The sequence below is a fragment of the Kitasatospora purpeofusca genome, assembly GCF_042691725.1.
In the GTDB taxonomy this organism is placed as follows: Bacteria; Actinomycetota; Actinomycetes; order Streptomycetales; family Streptomycetaceae; genus Kitasatospora; species Kitasatospora purpeofusca_B.
Genome location: NZ_CP170483.1, coordinates 4,095,476 through 4,108,917, shown reverse-complemented (window position 1 = coordinate 4,108,917; position 13,442 = coordinate 4,095,476). Strand labels below are relative to the sequence as shown.

The window sequence follows — 13,442 nt, the reverse complement described above, 5'->3', positions numbered from 1 at the left end:
AGCCAGCGGCGATGTCTGGGCTGATCGACACCACTGAGATGTACCTTCGCACCATCCTGGAGCTGGAGGAGGAGGGCATCACCCCGATGCGCGCCCGGATCGCCGAGCGCCTGGAGCAGAGCGGTCCCACGGTCAGCCAGACGGTCGGCCGGATGGAACGCGACGGACTGCTGCGGGTCGCGGGTGACCGGCACCTGGAACTGACCGAGGAGGGACGCCGGCTCGCGGTGCGGGTGATGCGCAAGCACCGCATCGCCGAGTGCCTGCTGGTCGACGTGATCGGCCTGGAGTGGGAGCAGGTGCACGAGGAGGCCTGCCGCTGGGAGCACGTGATGAGCGAGACGGTCGAGCGCAAGGTGCTCGCCATGCTCGGCCACCCCACCCAGTCCCCGTACGGCAACCCGATCCCGGGGCTGGACGAGCTGGGCGACGCCAAGGCGGAGGGCGAGGGCTTCGACGCCGGGCTCGTCCCGCTGGACTCGGTGACGCCGGGCGTGGACGGCTCCGACGTGGTGGTCCGCCGGATCGGCGAGCCGATCCAGACCGACGGCGACCTCATGCGCACGCTGCGCCGGGCCGGGGTCCGGCCGGGGTCGACGGTGCGGGTGAGCGCCGGGGTCGGCGGGGTGCTGGTGGGGACCGGCGACAACGCCGCAGAGCTGGGCAAGGAGATCGCCGCGCACGTCTTCGTCGCGCAGGCCTGAGCAACGCCGGACGTGGCCGGGCGCTCCCCGCGCACCCGGCCCCGTCCGGCCCTCCCCGTTCCCTCCCGCTTTCCGTGGCACCGGCCTCCCCGAACCCGGCCGGTACCACGGCCCCGCCCTGTCCCTCCCGTCCCCTCCGTTCCCCTCCGGCTCCCCTCCGTCCCTCCCGTCCGCCTCGCCCGGCTTCCCCGACCGAGCGCCCCGTCCGGCGGCCCCTCACGCTGGGAGTTCTCCCACTCGGACGATCAAGGCAATCCTTGAGCGCTGTCACTCGTACGAGGGGCTTTCGCCGTTGACCAGCGGGTACACCGAAGCCTTATCCGCACATGCGTATGACGGACCCCGTCTCCGGTGGGAGACAAGGCCCGTCACGGGTGCGCGGGGTGTCGCGCGGCGCACGCCCTCACCCGATCGGCGCAGGGCGGCAGTCGGGGGGAGCGGTCAGCGCACCGCCGCGGGGCGGGCCGACCGGGTGGCGGAGGACGGCGCGTCGCGTCCGCAGGCGTAGGCCAGTGGGCTGATCAGCTCGGCGGCGTCCGGCAGCCAGCGGTTGAGCGCGGTGGGCGAGCGGGCCCACTGGGCGAAGCCGCTCGGGCCGACCCGGGACGGCGGGGCCACCGTCCAGTCGCCCTCGCCGCGGGCCACCAGGTCCAGGCGCCCGGGCGGCGAGCCCAGCTTGCGGAGCATCCCCGGCACCCTGGCCGCCACGCCGGGCAGCACCAGGAAGTGCAGCCGCCGGCCGGACCGGCCCGGCGCGGTCGGGACCGCCGCCACCGGCCCGAGCTGCAGCCCCATCCGCTCCATCCGCGCCAGCGCCAGGCACCCGGCCACCTCCGGGACGTCCAGCACGTCGAAGGACCGGCCGGTCGGCAGCAGGATCGACGCCTCCGGGTGCTCCGTCCACCACCGCCGCACCGCGTCCGGACCCGCGCTCGCCCGGCGCGTCCAGTCGGTGTCGATCGGGTGGGCGCCGGGAAGAGCGCAGCGCGGCTCGCCGCAGGAGCAGCGCACGGGGCCGTCGCCGTCGACCAGCCAGGTACCCGGGGTGACCTCCCAGTGACGGGTCTCGGCATAGCCGACGGCCCCGGTGAGCAGCGGGGGCAGGCCGGCGCCGGGGCCCTGGCCGGGGGGATCGGGGATCTCTTCCACGGGGTGCTCAACTACCGTGCGTGAGACGGGTTACGGCCGCTTCCGGGCCGCTGCGCCGCGTGGCGCCGATTCACCCGAACCGGTGAGGCGGACCGTGCGGGAGCGCGCCGGGGGGAGGCAGGGTGGGCGCAGTGGGGGCGCACAGGAGCATATTCCCGGGCGCGTGGGGGGTCGGGATCGTCACCGTGGGTATCCCGCTGGCGTTGCTGATCGCTAACCTGGTGTCAGTTTCCTTGAACGGTCGGACAGTCGGCAACTCGGCAACAGAGATCAGCAGAAAGCGTCGCCCACCGGCCGGGACCGGAGGGTGTGGGGAGGCGAAGCCCAATGGCCGCGAGACCACTTGTCGCACGACAGCCCAACGAACGTCTCCAGCAGCTGATCCAGGAGGCCAGCTGCTCCAACGCCGGTCTGGCCCGGAGAGTCAACCTCTGCGGAGCCGAGCACGGTCTGGACCTGCGGTACGACAAGACCTCCGTCGCGCGTTGGCTCCGTGGCCAGCAGCCGCGCGGGCAGGCCCCGGCGGTGATCGCCGAGGCGCTCGGCCGCAAGCTGGGGCGCAGCGTGTCGGTCGAGGAGATCGGCATGGCCGACGGCAAGAACCTCAGCTCCGGCATCGGCCTGCAGTTCGCGCCGACGCTGGGCGCCGCGCTGGAACAGGTCTGCGAGCTGTGGCGCAGCGACGTCGGGCGCCGGGACTTCCTGACCGGGGCGACGGTGGCGGCCTCCGCCCTGGTCGAGCCCAGCCGGGACTGGCTGATCACCCCGCCCGACCCGGTGGTGGCCCGTACCGGCGGCACCCGGGTCGGCCCGACCGACGTCGCGGCCGTCAAGGCGACCACCGCGATGCTGGTCGACCTGGACCACCGGTTCGGCAGCGGGCACGTCCGCCCGGTGGTGGTGCACTACCTCAACAGCGTGGTCTCCGGACTGCTCGGCGGCTCCTACCGGGACGAGACCGGCCGTCAGCTCTTCGCCGCCGTCGCGCGGCTGACCGAGCTGGCGGGCTACATGGCGGTGGACACCGGCCAGCCGGGCCTGGCCCAGCGGTACTACATCCAGGCGCTGCGCCTCGCCCAGGCGGCCGACGACCGGGGCTACGGCGGGTACGTGCTGGCGGCCTCGATGAGCCACCTGGCGGCGACCCTGGGCAACCCGAGGGAGATCGCCCAGCTGGCCCGGGCCGCCCAGGAGGGCGCCCGGACGGTGGCCACCCCGACGGCGATGGCGATGTTCTACGCGGCCGAGGCGCGCGGGCACGCCCTGCTGGGCGACGCCAAGGCCTGCGAGGCGGTGGCCGCCAAGGCACTGGAGATGATGGAGAAGCGCCGCCCGGAGGACGACCCGGACTGGATCGTCCACTTCGACGACGCCTACCTCGCCGACGAGCTGGCCCACTGCCACCGGGACCTCGAACAGGCCGGCCCGGCCGAGCACTACGCCCGCCGGGCGCTCGACCTGCACCCGCCGACCCGGGTGCGGCGCCGCGCGGTGGACCTCGTGCTGCTGGCGACGGCGCAGCTCCAGCAGCGGGACGTCGAGCGGGCCTGCGAGACCGGGGCCCAGGCGGTCCGGCTGCTGAGCGGGCTGCGGTCCAACCGGGGCGTGGAGTACCTGGACGAGTTCCGGCGCCGGCTGGAGCCCTACCGGGAGCAGCGGGTGGTCCGCGAGTTCCAGGCCCGGGCCGAGGCGGAGGCCGCCTGAGCAGGGGGCCGTCGAGGAGGACGGCGGGGAGCGTGCAGGGTCGGTGAGGGATGGTCCGCCCACGTGGTCGGCCGGTTCGGTGAACCGGTAGCGTGGGCGCGACGTCCATGGAACTGTGATGCTCCCAAGAACCGACGAGATGTGGTCCGCCGTCAGCGCGCGGTCGTGCACAGGTGAGGAATCGCGTTGAGTCAGCGCCGCTCGTACCCCAACTCGGGTGATTTCAACCTGGACGACCTGTTCCGCCCGGAGCCCGGTCAGCAGCCGGGCCCGCCGCAGGCGCAGCAGCCGGGGCAGCACCCCGGTCCGCCGCCGCAGGGACAGCCGTACGGGCCGCCGCAGGGGCAGCCGGTCGGTCAGCCGCCCGCCGGTCAACCGCCGGTCGGTCAGCCGCCGGTCGGGCCGTACCCGGGGCAGCCGTCCGGGCAGCCGGAGTACCTCGGGGACAGCGCGCTGCCGACGCAGGCCATCCCGGCCCAGCCGGGCTGGGCCGGCGCCCCGCAGCCGGGCTACCCGGCCGACCCGGCCCAGGCGACCCAGTACCTGCCGCCGTACCCGGGCGCGGACCCGCAGGCGGCCGGCTACCCGCCCGCGCAGCCGGCGTACGCCGAGCGGCCCGCGCCCGGCTATCCGGGTGAGGCCCCGGCCGGGCGGGACGGCGACCGCGGTGGCCGTTCCTCGTCGTCCAAGCTGCTCATCGGCGGCGTGGTGGCGGGCTGCCTGGCGGCGGCCGTCCTGGTCGCGGTGCTGGTGAACGGCGGCGACGACACCTCCGGCACGAAGACGAAGGCCGTCCCCCCGGTCAGCGCCAGCGGCCCGGCCGCCGCGACCGCCCAGAGCGCCGGCCCGACGACCGCCTCCGTCAGCCCGGAGGTCAAGGCGCAGGCCCAGTCGCTCTCAGATCTGCTCGGCACCGCCAACGACAGCCGGCAGGCGGTGATCGGCGCGGTCGCCTCGGTGCAGAAGTGCGACAAGCTGCCGGAGTCGCAGCAGGCGCTGACCGCCGCGGCCGGGCAGCGCCGGGAGCTGCAGACCAAGCTGGCCGGGCTGAAGACCGACAAGCTGCCCGGCGGGCCGCAGTTGGTCGAGCAGCTGAACGCGGCGTGGACGGCCTCGGCGACCGCCGACGACGAGTACGCGGCCTGGGCCGGGGACGCGCAGGGCGGCTGCGACCCGAAGAAGAACGACAACCAGCACTACAAGAACGCCGTCGCGGCGAGTGGCACCGCCACCACCGCCAAGAAGCAGGCGGCCGGGCTCTGGAACACCGTCGCCGGCCAGACCGGTCTGCCGACCCGTACCGACGGCGACCTCTGACCGTCCGGCGGTCCGGTCCGGTCCGTCCGGCGGTGCGGTCCGGTCGGCCTGTGCGGCCCGGGGCGGCGGTGCCGGACACGGCGAAGGCCCGACCGGTGGACGGCCGGGCCTCCTGGGACCGGGGCGGAGCGGTGGATCAGGCCGGCGGCTTGCCCCCGGTGAGCACCCAGCGCACGTCCACGAAGCCGGGCCGCTGCAGGGTCAGCTGTCCGCCCTTGACCACCTGGTAGGTGACCCAGGTGTTCACCAGCCGGGGCGACTCGGTGCTCGGCAGCATGTTGGTGGTCGCCCAGTTCAGCGGCGGGGTGAGCCCGACGTCGATCTGCTCGCCGCCGTCCAGCAGGGCCGTGATCGTCTTGCTGGTGACCTGGCGCCCGGCCGCGGCCAGCCGGTCGGAGACCTGGCGGAACACCTCGAAGGCCACCCAGGTGGTCTGCACCCCGGGGTCGGCGGCGTCGATGGTCCGGCCGGCGGTGTCGGCGCGGATCACCGCGCGCAGGCCGTCCCAGATCTTGGCCGACTCCGGCGGGTACCAGCCGGTCACGAAGGCGCCGGCGAGCGGGCCGTTGTCGCCGCCGGTGGAGTCGACCACCGACTGCTGCACGCTGCCGATCACCGAGGCGATCCGGGTGTTCTTCGCGCCGGTCCGCCGGAAGGCGTCGAGCAGGTTGCCGGTCGGCTCGGCGCCCAGCGCGCTGGTGACGCAGTTGCCCGGCTGGTCGCCGCCGATCGCCTTGCGGACCTCCGGGGAGTAGTCGTTGGACTTCTCCGGCGCCTTGACGTCCAGCGGCTTGATCCCGGCCGGCTTGAGCGCGTTGCCCAGGGCGCCGAGCAGGTTGTCGCCGGACGGGGTGTCCGGGCGGATCACCGCGACCGACTTGCAGCCGGCCTCCACCAGCTGCCGGCCGCTGCCGGCGATCAGGGCGGGCATGCCGCCGCCCACCGGGTAGGACAGCGGGCTGCCGAACTCCGGCTGGGAGAGGCCGTAGCCGCCGATCAGCGGGATGCCGGCCCGCTCCAGGACGGGCATGAAGTCGTCGCCGTACTGGCTGTAGGAGCCGAGTACCGCGACCGCCTTGGCGTCCACCGCCTGCTGCGCGCAGGCCTTGGCGCCGTCGGAGGTGTTGTGCTCGTTGCAGGTGATCACCCGCAGCCGGCGGCCGTGCAGGCCGCCCTTGACGTTGATGTCCCGCCCGATGGCCTCGGCCAGGGAGGTCATCCCGGGGCGGTCGGCCGCTCCGGTGCCGGCCGGTGCCCAGGTCATCACGGTGAGGTCGCCGCTGCCGGTGGCGGCATCGGCCGGTCCGCCGCACGCGGAGGCCGAGAAGAGGGTTGGGAGCACCGCCGCGGCGGTCGCGACGGCAGCGATCGGGCGCCGGCGGCGCCGTCCCGCGATCGGGTGCATGGCCTGGGACGAGCCCCTGCGGCTGGTCATCGGTCTTTCCCTCCCTGGTGCGCTGTTGCTGCGCACTGGTTCCAGCCAATCCCTGGTGGCGCAAGCCGAGAGGGCCGTCCAGCCAACAGCCGGCAAACGGGGGTGGAACTCCGAGGGGGGACGCGTGTAGATCGGGAGTGGAGCACGAACGGTCGGGGAACGTACGATCGATTTCCATGTCCGCCAGCACAGAATCTTCGTATCGGTCTGCCCGAAACCCTTCTCGTCCGGGCCACCGCTCCAGCACGATGGGCGGCATGCCGCTCAACGACCTTCCCTGGTGGCGCTGGCGGGCCCGACTCCGCTCGGCGCTGCACATGCTCTCCGACCCCGGGTTCCAGCGGGAGGCCTGGCTGGCCGGCCGCGAGGGGTACGGCGACGTCACCGATGCCGTCTACCGCCTGGTGGAGGACACCTGGCTGGACCGCTGGTCGGCGGAGAAGTACGTCGGCACGATCTTCCGGGACTCCGCCGAGGCCACGCTGGTGGACGTCGCGGTGCTGCGCGCGGTGCGGATCCTGCACGAGGTCGGCGCGGACGCCCCGGCCGCCGCCTACCTGGAGCACCACGGCTGGCCGGAGGCGGTCCGGGCGGCCCGCGAGGCGCACGTCAGGCTGGCGGTCAACGACGGCGAGGACCCGGACGTCCCGCCGCGCTCGCTGGACGTGCTGCGGATCCTGACCCGGGTCTGAGGGGGCGCGGCCGAGGTCCGGGGGGACGGCGGCCCAGGTCGGGGGCGGCCCGTCCCGCAGTGCGGGCAGCCCGGCGGGGGTCCTTCCGGAGTGTGACACGCTGGAGCATTCACACCAGCACGAGCTCAGGACGGGACACCTCCACCGTGGAACAGCAGCCGGCCAGCGCCCAGTACGTCCTCACGCTGTCCTGCCCTGACAAGCAGGGCATCGTCCACGCGGTCTCCAGCTATCTCTTCATGACCGGGTGCAACATCATCGACAGCCAGCAGTTCGGTGACGGGGACAGCGGTCTGTTCTTCATGCGGGTGCACTTCTCCGCCGCCGAGCCGGTGACCGTCGACAAGCTGCGGGCGAGCTTCGCCGCGATCGGCGCCTCCTTCGGGATGGACTGGCAGATCCACCCGAGCGAGGAGAAGCTGCGGATCGTCCTGATGGTGAGCGGGTTCGGGCACTGCCTGAACGACCTGCTGTTCCGCACCCGGATCGGCGCGCTGCCGGTGGAGATCGCCGCGGTGGTCTCCAACCACACCGACTTCCGCGACCTCACCGAGGGCTACGGCATCCCGTTCCACCACATCCCGGTGACCCGGGAGACCAAGGCCGAGGCCGAGCAGCAGCTGCTGGACCTGGTCGCCAAGGAGAACGTCGAACTGGTCGTGCTGGCCCGCTACATGCAGGTGCTGTCGGACCGGCTGTGCAGCGCGCTCTCCGGCAAGGTGATCAACATCCACCACTCCTTCCTGCCGAGCTTCAAGGGCGCCAAGCCGTACCACCAGGCGCACGCCCGGGGCGTGAAGCTGATCGGCGCCACCGCGCACTACGTCACCGCCGACCTCGACGAGGGCCCGATCATCGAGCAGGAGGTGGCCCGGGTGACCCACGACATCACCCCGGACCAGCTGGTCGCGCTCGGCCGGGACGTCGAGTGCCAGGCGCTGGCCCGCGCGGTGAAGTGGCACAGCGAGCACCGGGTGCTGCTGAACGGCACCCGGACCGTCGTCTTCGCCTGAGCCCGACCGGCGTCGGAAGCGCCCTACGGCCGGGAGAGCAGCGGCGTCGCGCGCAGCACCTCGCGGATCGCGGCCCGGTCACCGTGCTCGCCGACCGGCAGCCGGTCCGGGTCGCGGTGCGCGGCGGCCAGCTGGCAGAACTCCAGCCCGTCCAGCACCATCACGGCCACCGGCTCGCCGACGGGCGCCGCCGCGTCCGGGCCGTCCAGCGGTATCAGCCACTCGCCGGACGCCGGGCCGTCGATCACCAGCCGGATCCGGCGGCCGCTCCGGCGCCCGTCCGCGCGCCCGGGTGCACCGTCGCGTGCGCCGTCGGGGGTGCCGACCGCCGCCCCGGTGAGCTCGGGGTACGCCGCGCGCCGCCCGGCGAGGGCCAGCGGCAGCATCCGGACCGCCAGGTCGATCATCCGCCGCAGGTGCTGCGGGGCCGGCGGGTCGTACGGGTAGGCGACCGCGCGGGCGACGTCCTCGCCGTGCATGTAGCACTCGAAGGCCCGGTCGACGAAGGCGTCCCGGAGCGGGACGGTCGCGAAGCCGAAGTCCACCGGGGTGTTGCCCTGCGGGGCGAGCGCGGCCGAGCGGACCAGCTGGTGGCAGTGCCGACGCCACCGGGCGCGGATCCGCTGCGGCGGCTGGCCGGCCTGCTCGGCGGTGAGCCGGGCGGTGCGCTCGGTGATCCGCTCCCAGCGCGGGCCGCCCTGCTGCGGTACCCGGGGGAGGGCCGGGAGGACGGCCTCCTGCGGCGGGACCCGGCGCCCGGCCGCCGGCCCGGTGCCGTTCGCGGCCGTCCCGGGGCCGGTGCCGCCCGGGACGGGGTCGGGCAGGCCGAGGGCGACGGCCAGGTAGCCGTCCACTGCGGCGAGGTGGCAGAGCACCTCGGCCGGGCGCAGGTACTCGGTGCCGCCGTGCCAGGGCAGTTCGGCGACCTCCTGCCACTCCTCCGGGCCGAGGTCGCGCAGCAGGGCGTCGAGCTTGGCGGTCTCGGCGGTGTACGGCAGGCCCCAGGCGGGGACCGGCAGGTCGGCCGGGCGGCGGGTCAGGCACCAGTCGAGCACCTGCTGGCGCAGTGCGGCGGGCTGGTCCAGCGGCTCCTCGACGGAGAGCCAGCCGGCCGCCTCGCGCAGCCGCTCGGCCTCCTCGGCGCACTCCGGGCAGTCGGCCAGATGGGATTCGAGCCCGGCGGCCTCGCGGGGCGGGACGGCGCCGAGCGCCCAGGCACCGAGCAGCGAGCGCAGGGCCTCGTGCTGCTCGTCGGTGGTCGTCACGTCCCTCCGCCCTCCTTCCGGCTCCCGCTCTCGCCCACCCGTTGCCCGTCGGACGGGTCCGGGTCCGCCCGTTTCGCGTCCGCCCGTTCCGCGTCCGCCGGGGCGGGGCCCCGGTGCCGGGCGCGCTCCTGCTCCAGTTCGCCGGCGAGCAGCTCCAGGCCGCGCCGCATCCGCTGCTTGGCGGCCTGTTCGCTGATCCCCAGCCGACGGGCCGTCTCCTGGTAGGTGCGGCCGTCGTAGTAGGACTCCGCGATGGTCTCACGCAGCGGTTGCGGCAGGGCGGCGACCACGTACTGGACCCGGGCGGCGGTGGCCACCGCGCGGATCTCGTCCTCCGCGTCGTCGGCGAAGCCCGCCTCGGCCGCGCGGCGGGCCCGCAGCCGTTCCACCGCGCGGCGGTGGGTCAGCGCGCCGAGCCAGGAGCGGAGCGAGCCGCGGGCCGGGTCGAAGGCCTCGGGATGCTCCCAGACGTGGGCGAATATCTCCCGGGTGAGTTGTGCCGCGGCGCTCTGGTCGGCCAGTATCCGGCCCGCCAATCCGTGCACCATCGGGGCGAGTTGGTCGTACAGCTCGCCGAGCGCGGTCTCCTCGCCGCGGGCCAGGCGCCGCTGCAGCTGCTCGTCCCGGTGCGGGGCGCCGTCGGTGGTGGCCACCGGTCACCACCCCTCTGCCGGACCGACCGCTGACGCGTTCCACGGTAACCCGCGCGGTTCGGGCGGTGGAGCGGATTCGGGGAAGAACGGACGCCGGGGCTTCGGATCGTCAGATCGTGGGATCTGCCGCCCATTCGGCGGTTGCGCTGTTCGAAGTGGGCTGGACATATGTCGCACGGGTGGTTCGCGAGTGGCGGGTGCGGCGCGGGGGACGGACGGCGGTAGGTTCGCCTCTGCGTCGTGGGCCGGTCGGCCCGGGCCGGGCGATCGCCGGTCCGAGGCTCGCCAGAGTGAACGGGACAGTATGCCCTGCCCCGTCCCCCGATCGCTGGAATATGCCCGAAGCGCTTGCTGCGGTCCGGCCGCCGAACCATCCTGAGGCGTATTCGTGTCGCGGCCGATGCGCGACGGACGAGGTGGCGCGGGTGAGCCGCGGCGGGTGCGACGTGCGGTCACCCGCTGGGCGGCGGCCCGACGGACGGCGGGCCCGGTGCGTGCCCGGGCCGGCCGGGCGACCAGGGCCCGGCCGAGACGGTGGCCGAACTGCGAGTGCGGGTGGTGGAGCGGTGCAGGTTCTACAGGTACAGCTTGCGGTGCAGGCGGACCCCGCCGAGGTCGGCCGGGCCCGTCGGTGGGCCCGCTCGCGGCTGCTCAACCACGGGGTGGACCCGGACGCGCCGATCGCCGAGACGGTGGTCCTGGTGGTCTCCGAACTGGTCACCAACGCCGTGGTGCACACCGGCTGTCCGGCCGTGCTGCGGCTCTGCTTCCCCCTGGGCGACCTCCCGGGCACCGTGGCGGACGCCTCCGCGGGCGGCGTCGGGCAGGGCGCGGTGCGGGAGGCGGCGACGGTCGGCCCGCTGCGGGTCGAGGTCGCCGACGCCAGCCAGGTCGCCCCCGCCCCCCGGCACGCCGGCGCGGACGTCGACGCCACCAACGGGCGCGGCCTGGAGCTGGTGGAACTGCTGTGCGACCGCTGGGGCTGGTACCCCGACGGCACGGGCAAGCGGGTCTGGTGCGAGATCAGCCCGGACGCCCGCCCCGCCGACCCGCTCGCCGCCGTCGACTGGGCGGCCCTGGCGCAGCCTTGAGGGCCTGACGGCCCGGGTGACCGGCGGGCCGAAAGCTGACGCAACCATTCCGAATTTCAGACAACCCATTGACGTGACGTATCCGACTGATCACGCTTGGGTGCAGCGCTCCGTCGCGAGGGGACGCCGAGGGAACACCCGAACGCCGCTGCGGTGCTGCTGTCCAGGGGGACCACGTCAGCAGGGGGGCCGTGGACCGGTCGTGCGCTGGCTCCTTGGCGAGTGCGGAGGGCGCGACACGGGTCAGGGCCCGTGTGTCGAGGTTGGATGGCGGCCGGCCGTGCCGTGCTCGGGGTGTGTGCGGCCCGCCGCCATCCGATCCGCCCGCCACGGGCGATCCTTTTCGGCCACCCGGCCCGCCCGCCGAACCGCGGACCTCCGGTCGGCCGGTTCCCGCCGCCGGTTGGCCCGATTCCGGCGGAAGTCGGCAGCCCCGCCCCTCGTCGCCCGCCCGCGCCGTCGGGAGACTCGGCGGGTGAACGAGACCGACGCCCCCACCGGACCTCCGGCCCCCGCCGCCGCGCTCCCCGCCGCCGCGCCCCCCGCACCCGCCCGCGCGCCCGGGGTGCACTACGCCTGGGTGGTGGCCGGCGTCTCCCTGCTGGTGCTGCTCGGCTCGGCCGGGTTCCGGTCCACGCCCAGTCTGATGATGGACGCGCTGCACACCGAGTTCGGCTGGTCGATGGGCACGATATCCGGCGCCACTTCGGTCAACCTCACCCTCTACGGCCTCACCGCGCCGTTCGCCGCCGCCCTGATGGACCGGTTCGGCGTGCGGCTGGTGGTGGTCTGCGCGCTGCTGACGATCTCGGTCGGCGCCGGCCTCACCATGCTGATGCGCGAGCCCTGGCAACTGGTGCTCTGCTGGGGCGTCCTGGTCGGCCTCGGCAGCGGCTCGATGGCCGGCGCGTTCGCCACCACCATCACCGGGCGCTGGTTCCGGGCCCGGCAGGGGCTGGTCACCGGCGTGCTGACGGCCGCCGGCGCGGCGGGCAACCTGGTCTTCCTGCCGGTCGGCGCCTGGCTGGTCGAGGAGCACGGCTGGCGCTCGGCGGTCGTGGTGGTCTCGCTGGCGGCCACCGCGGTGGCCGTCCCGGTGCTGCTGCTGATGCGCGAACGGCCCGCCGACCTGGGGCTGCTCCCGTACGGCGCGAGCGAGCCGCCGCCCGCCCCCGCCGGCGGCGGCCGGGCGCTGGCCCGCTCGCTGAAGGTGCTCCGGGAGGCCGCCCGCACCCGGGCGTTCTGGCTGCTGGCCGGCTCCTTCGCGATCTGCGGGGCGACCACCGCCGGGCTGGTCGGCACCCACTTCATCCCGGCCGCCCACGACCACGGCCTGCCGGTCACCACGGCGGCGGGCCTGCTCGCGCTGATCGGTGTGTTCGACGTGATCGGCACCGTGGCGAGCGGCTGGTTCACCGACCGCTTCGACGCCGGGTGGCTGCTGATCGTCTACTACGCGCTGCGCGGGCTGTCGCTGCTGGTGCTGCCGCAGCTGTTCGCGGGGTCGCTGGAGCCGCCGATCCTGGCGTTCGTCGTCTTCTACGGGCTGGACTGGGTGGCCACCGTGCCGCCGACCGTCGCGCTCTGCCGCCGGCACTTCGGGCAGGACGCGCCGATCGTCTTCGGCTGGGTGCTGGCCTGCCACCAGATCGGCGCCGCCGCGGTGGCCGGCCTGGCCGGGTTCGCCCGGGACGCGCTCGGCGACTACGACCTCGCCTGGTACGCGGCCGGCGGGCTCTGCGCGGTCGCGGTGCTGCTCTGCCTGGCGCTGCGGACGGGCGCCCCGGAGCGGACCGGGCCCGTCCTGTCGTAAGGGATGGCTAGGCTCCGGAGCCATGACGCTCAGGTTCACCCTCGACCCGGAACTCGACCCCGCGCTGCGCGCAGAGATCACCAGCCTGTGGACGGCCGCCAGCAACGCCGGCGGGGCCGTCGGCTTCGTCCACCGGGTGACCGAGGAGGAGGTCCGGGCCGCCGGGGAGCGGCAGTTCGCCGGGGTGGCGCCGGCGGGGCCGGACCGGCTGCTGATCGCCCGGGAGGCCGCGACGGACCGGCTGGCCGCGCTGCTGGTCTTCGAGTCGATGCGGTTCGGACCGATGGACCACTGGCGGCTGGTGGCGAAGGTCATGGTCCACCCCGAACTCCAGGGGCGCGGTCACGGCGCCGCGCTGATGGCCGAGGCCGAGCGGACCGCCCGCGGGTGGGGCCTGGAGGGGCTGAAGCTCCAGGTGCGGGGCGGGCTCGGCCTGGAGTCCTTCTACGCCCGCAGCGGCTACGTCGAGGTCGGCCGGGTGCCCGCCACCATCCGGGTCGCGCCCGGCGACGACCGCGACGACGTCATCATGTGGCTCGACCTGCGCTGATCGGGCGGGTGCCGGGGCGGTGCCCGGCGGGACCCGTTCCCCGCCGGGCGCGTCGG

The 13,442-nt window shown here is 74.7% G+C and carries 12 protein-coding genes; 8 read left to right on the top strand and 4 right to left on the bottom strand.

Annotated features, from left to right (window positions below):
* Positions 1–11 precede the first annotated feature (11 nt).
* On the top strand, positions 12–704 hold the full coding sequence (locus tag ACFCLZ_RS17295) for a metal-dependent transcriptional regulator (RefSeq protein ID WP_380285797.1): 693 nt from the start codon (positions 12–14) through the stop codon (positions 702–704).
* Between the two features lie 441 nt (positions 705–1,145).
* On the opposite strand, the gene ACFCLZ_RS17290 is transcribed toward ACFCLZ_RS17295, so the two are convergent.
* Positions 1,146–1,853 carry a bifunctional DNA primase/polymerase gene (locus ACFCLZ_RS17290; RefSeq protein ID WP_380285796.1) on the bottom strand — a complete coding sequence of 236 codons (708 nt, stop codon included), beginning with the start codon at positions 1,851–1,853 and terminating at the stop codon, positions 1,146–1,148.
* Positions 1,854–2,180: 327 nt separating this feature from the next.
* Here ACFCLZ_RS17290 and ACFCLZ_RS17285 point away from each other — a divergent pair, with 327 nt between their 5' ends.
* On the top strand, positions 2,181–3,557 hold the full coding sequence (locus ACFCLZ_RS17285; protein ID WP_350553764.1) for a transcriptional regulator: 1,377 nt from the start codon (positions 2,181–2,183) through the stop codon (positions 3,555–3,557).
* Positions 3,558–3,743: 186 nt separating this feature from the next.
* Positions 3,744–4,874 carry a hypothetical protein gene (locus ACFCLZ_RS17280; RefSeq protein ID WP_380285795.1) on the top strand — a complete coding sequence of 377 codons (1,131 nt, stop codon included), beginning with the start codon at positions 3,744–3,746 and terminating at the stop codon, positions 4,872–4,874.
* A gap of 136 nt (positions 4,875–5,010) precedes the next feature.
* Here the strand turns inward: ACFCLZ_RS17280 and ACFCLZ_RS17275 are convergent, their stop codons facing one another.
* The gene (locus ACFCLZ_RS17275) at positions 5,011–6,309 is read right to left on the bottom strand and encodes an ABC transporter substrate-binding protein (RefSeq protein WP_380285794.1); all 1,299 of its coding nucleotides are present in this window, start codon (positions 6,307–6,309) and stop codon (positions 5,011–5,013) included.
* A gap of 176 nt (positions 6,310–6,485) precedes the next feature.
* Between ACFCLZ_RS17275 and ACFCLZ_RS17270 the strand changes: the two genes are divergently transcribed.
* Together ACFCLZ_RS17270 and purU are read left to right on the top strand one after the other, a co-directional pair.
* On the top strand, positions 6,486–7,001 hold the full coding sequence (locus tag ACFCLZ_RS17270) for a hypothetical protein (protein ID WP_380285793.1): 516 nt from the start codon (positions 6,486–6,488) through the stop codon (positions 6,999–7,001).
* Between the two features lie 146 nt (positions 7,002–7,147).
* Positions 7,148–8,014, top strand: coding sequence for a formyltetrahydrofolate deformylase (gene purU / locus ACFCLZ_RS17265; RefSeq protein ID WP_380285792.1), 867 nt, complete (start codon positions 7,148–7,150; stop codon positions 8,012–8,014).
* 23 nt (positions 8,015–8,037) lie between these two features.
* Here the strand turns inward: purU and ACFCLZ_RS17260 are convergent, their stop codons facing one another.
* A complete protein-coding gene (locus ACFCLZ_RS17260) occupies positions 8,038–9,279 on the bottom strand; it encodes a zf-HC2 domain-containing protein (protein ID WP_380285791.1) in 1,242 nt (413 codons plus the stop codon).
* Positions 9,276–9,932 carry an RNA polymerase sigma factor gene (locus tag ACFCLZ_RS17255; protein WP_380285790.1) on the bottom strand — a complete coding sequence of 219 codons (657 nt, stop codon included), beginning with the start codon at positions 9,930–9,932 and terminating at the stop codon, positions 9,276–9,278. Before ACFCLZ_RS17255 ends, ACFCLZ_RS17260 begins: the two co-directional genes overlap by 4 nt.
* Positions 9,933–10,498: 566 nt before the next feature.
* On the opposite strand from ACFCLZ_RS17255, the gene ACFCLZ_RS17250 reads away from it, so the two are divergent.
* From ACFCLZ_RS17250 to ACFCLZ_RS17240, 3 genes are all read left to right on the top strand, one after another.
* Complete coding sequence (locus tag ACFCLZ_RS17250) at positions 10,499–11,023, top strand: ATP-binding protein (RefSeq protein ID WP_380285789.1); 525 nt, start codon at positions 10,499–10,501, stop codon at positions 11,021–11,023.
* A gap of 475 nt (positions 11,024–11,498) precedes the next feature.
* Positions 11,499–12,836, top strand: a complete 1,338-nt coding sequence (locus ACFCLZ_RS17245; protein WP_380285788.1) for an MFS transporter — start codon at positions 11,499–11,501, stop codon at positions 12,834–12,836.
* 22 nt (positions 12,837–12,858) lie between these two features.
* Positions 12,859–13,386, top strand: coding sequence for a GNAT family N-acetyltransferase (locus ACFCLZ_RS17240; RefSeq protein WP_380285787.1), 528 nt, complete (start codon positions 12,859–12,861; stop codon positions 13,384–13,386).
* The last annotated feature ends 56 nt before the right edge of the window (positions 13,387–13,442 follow it).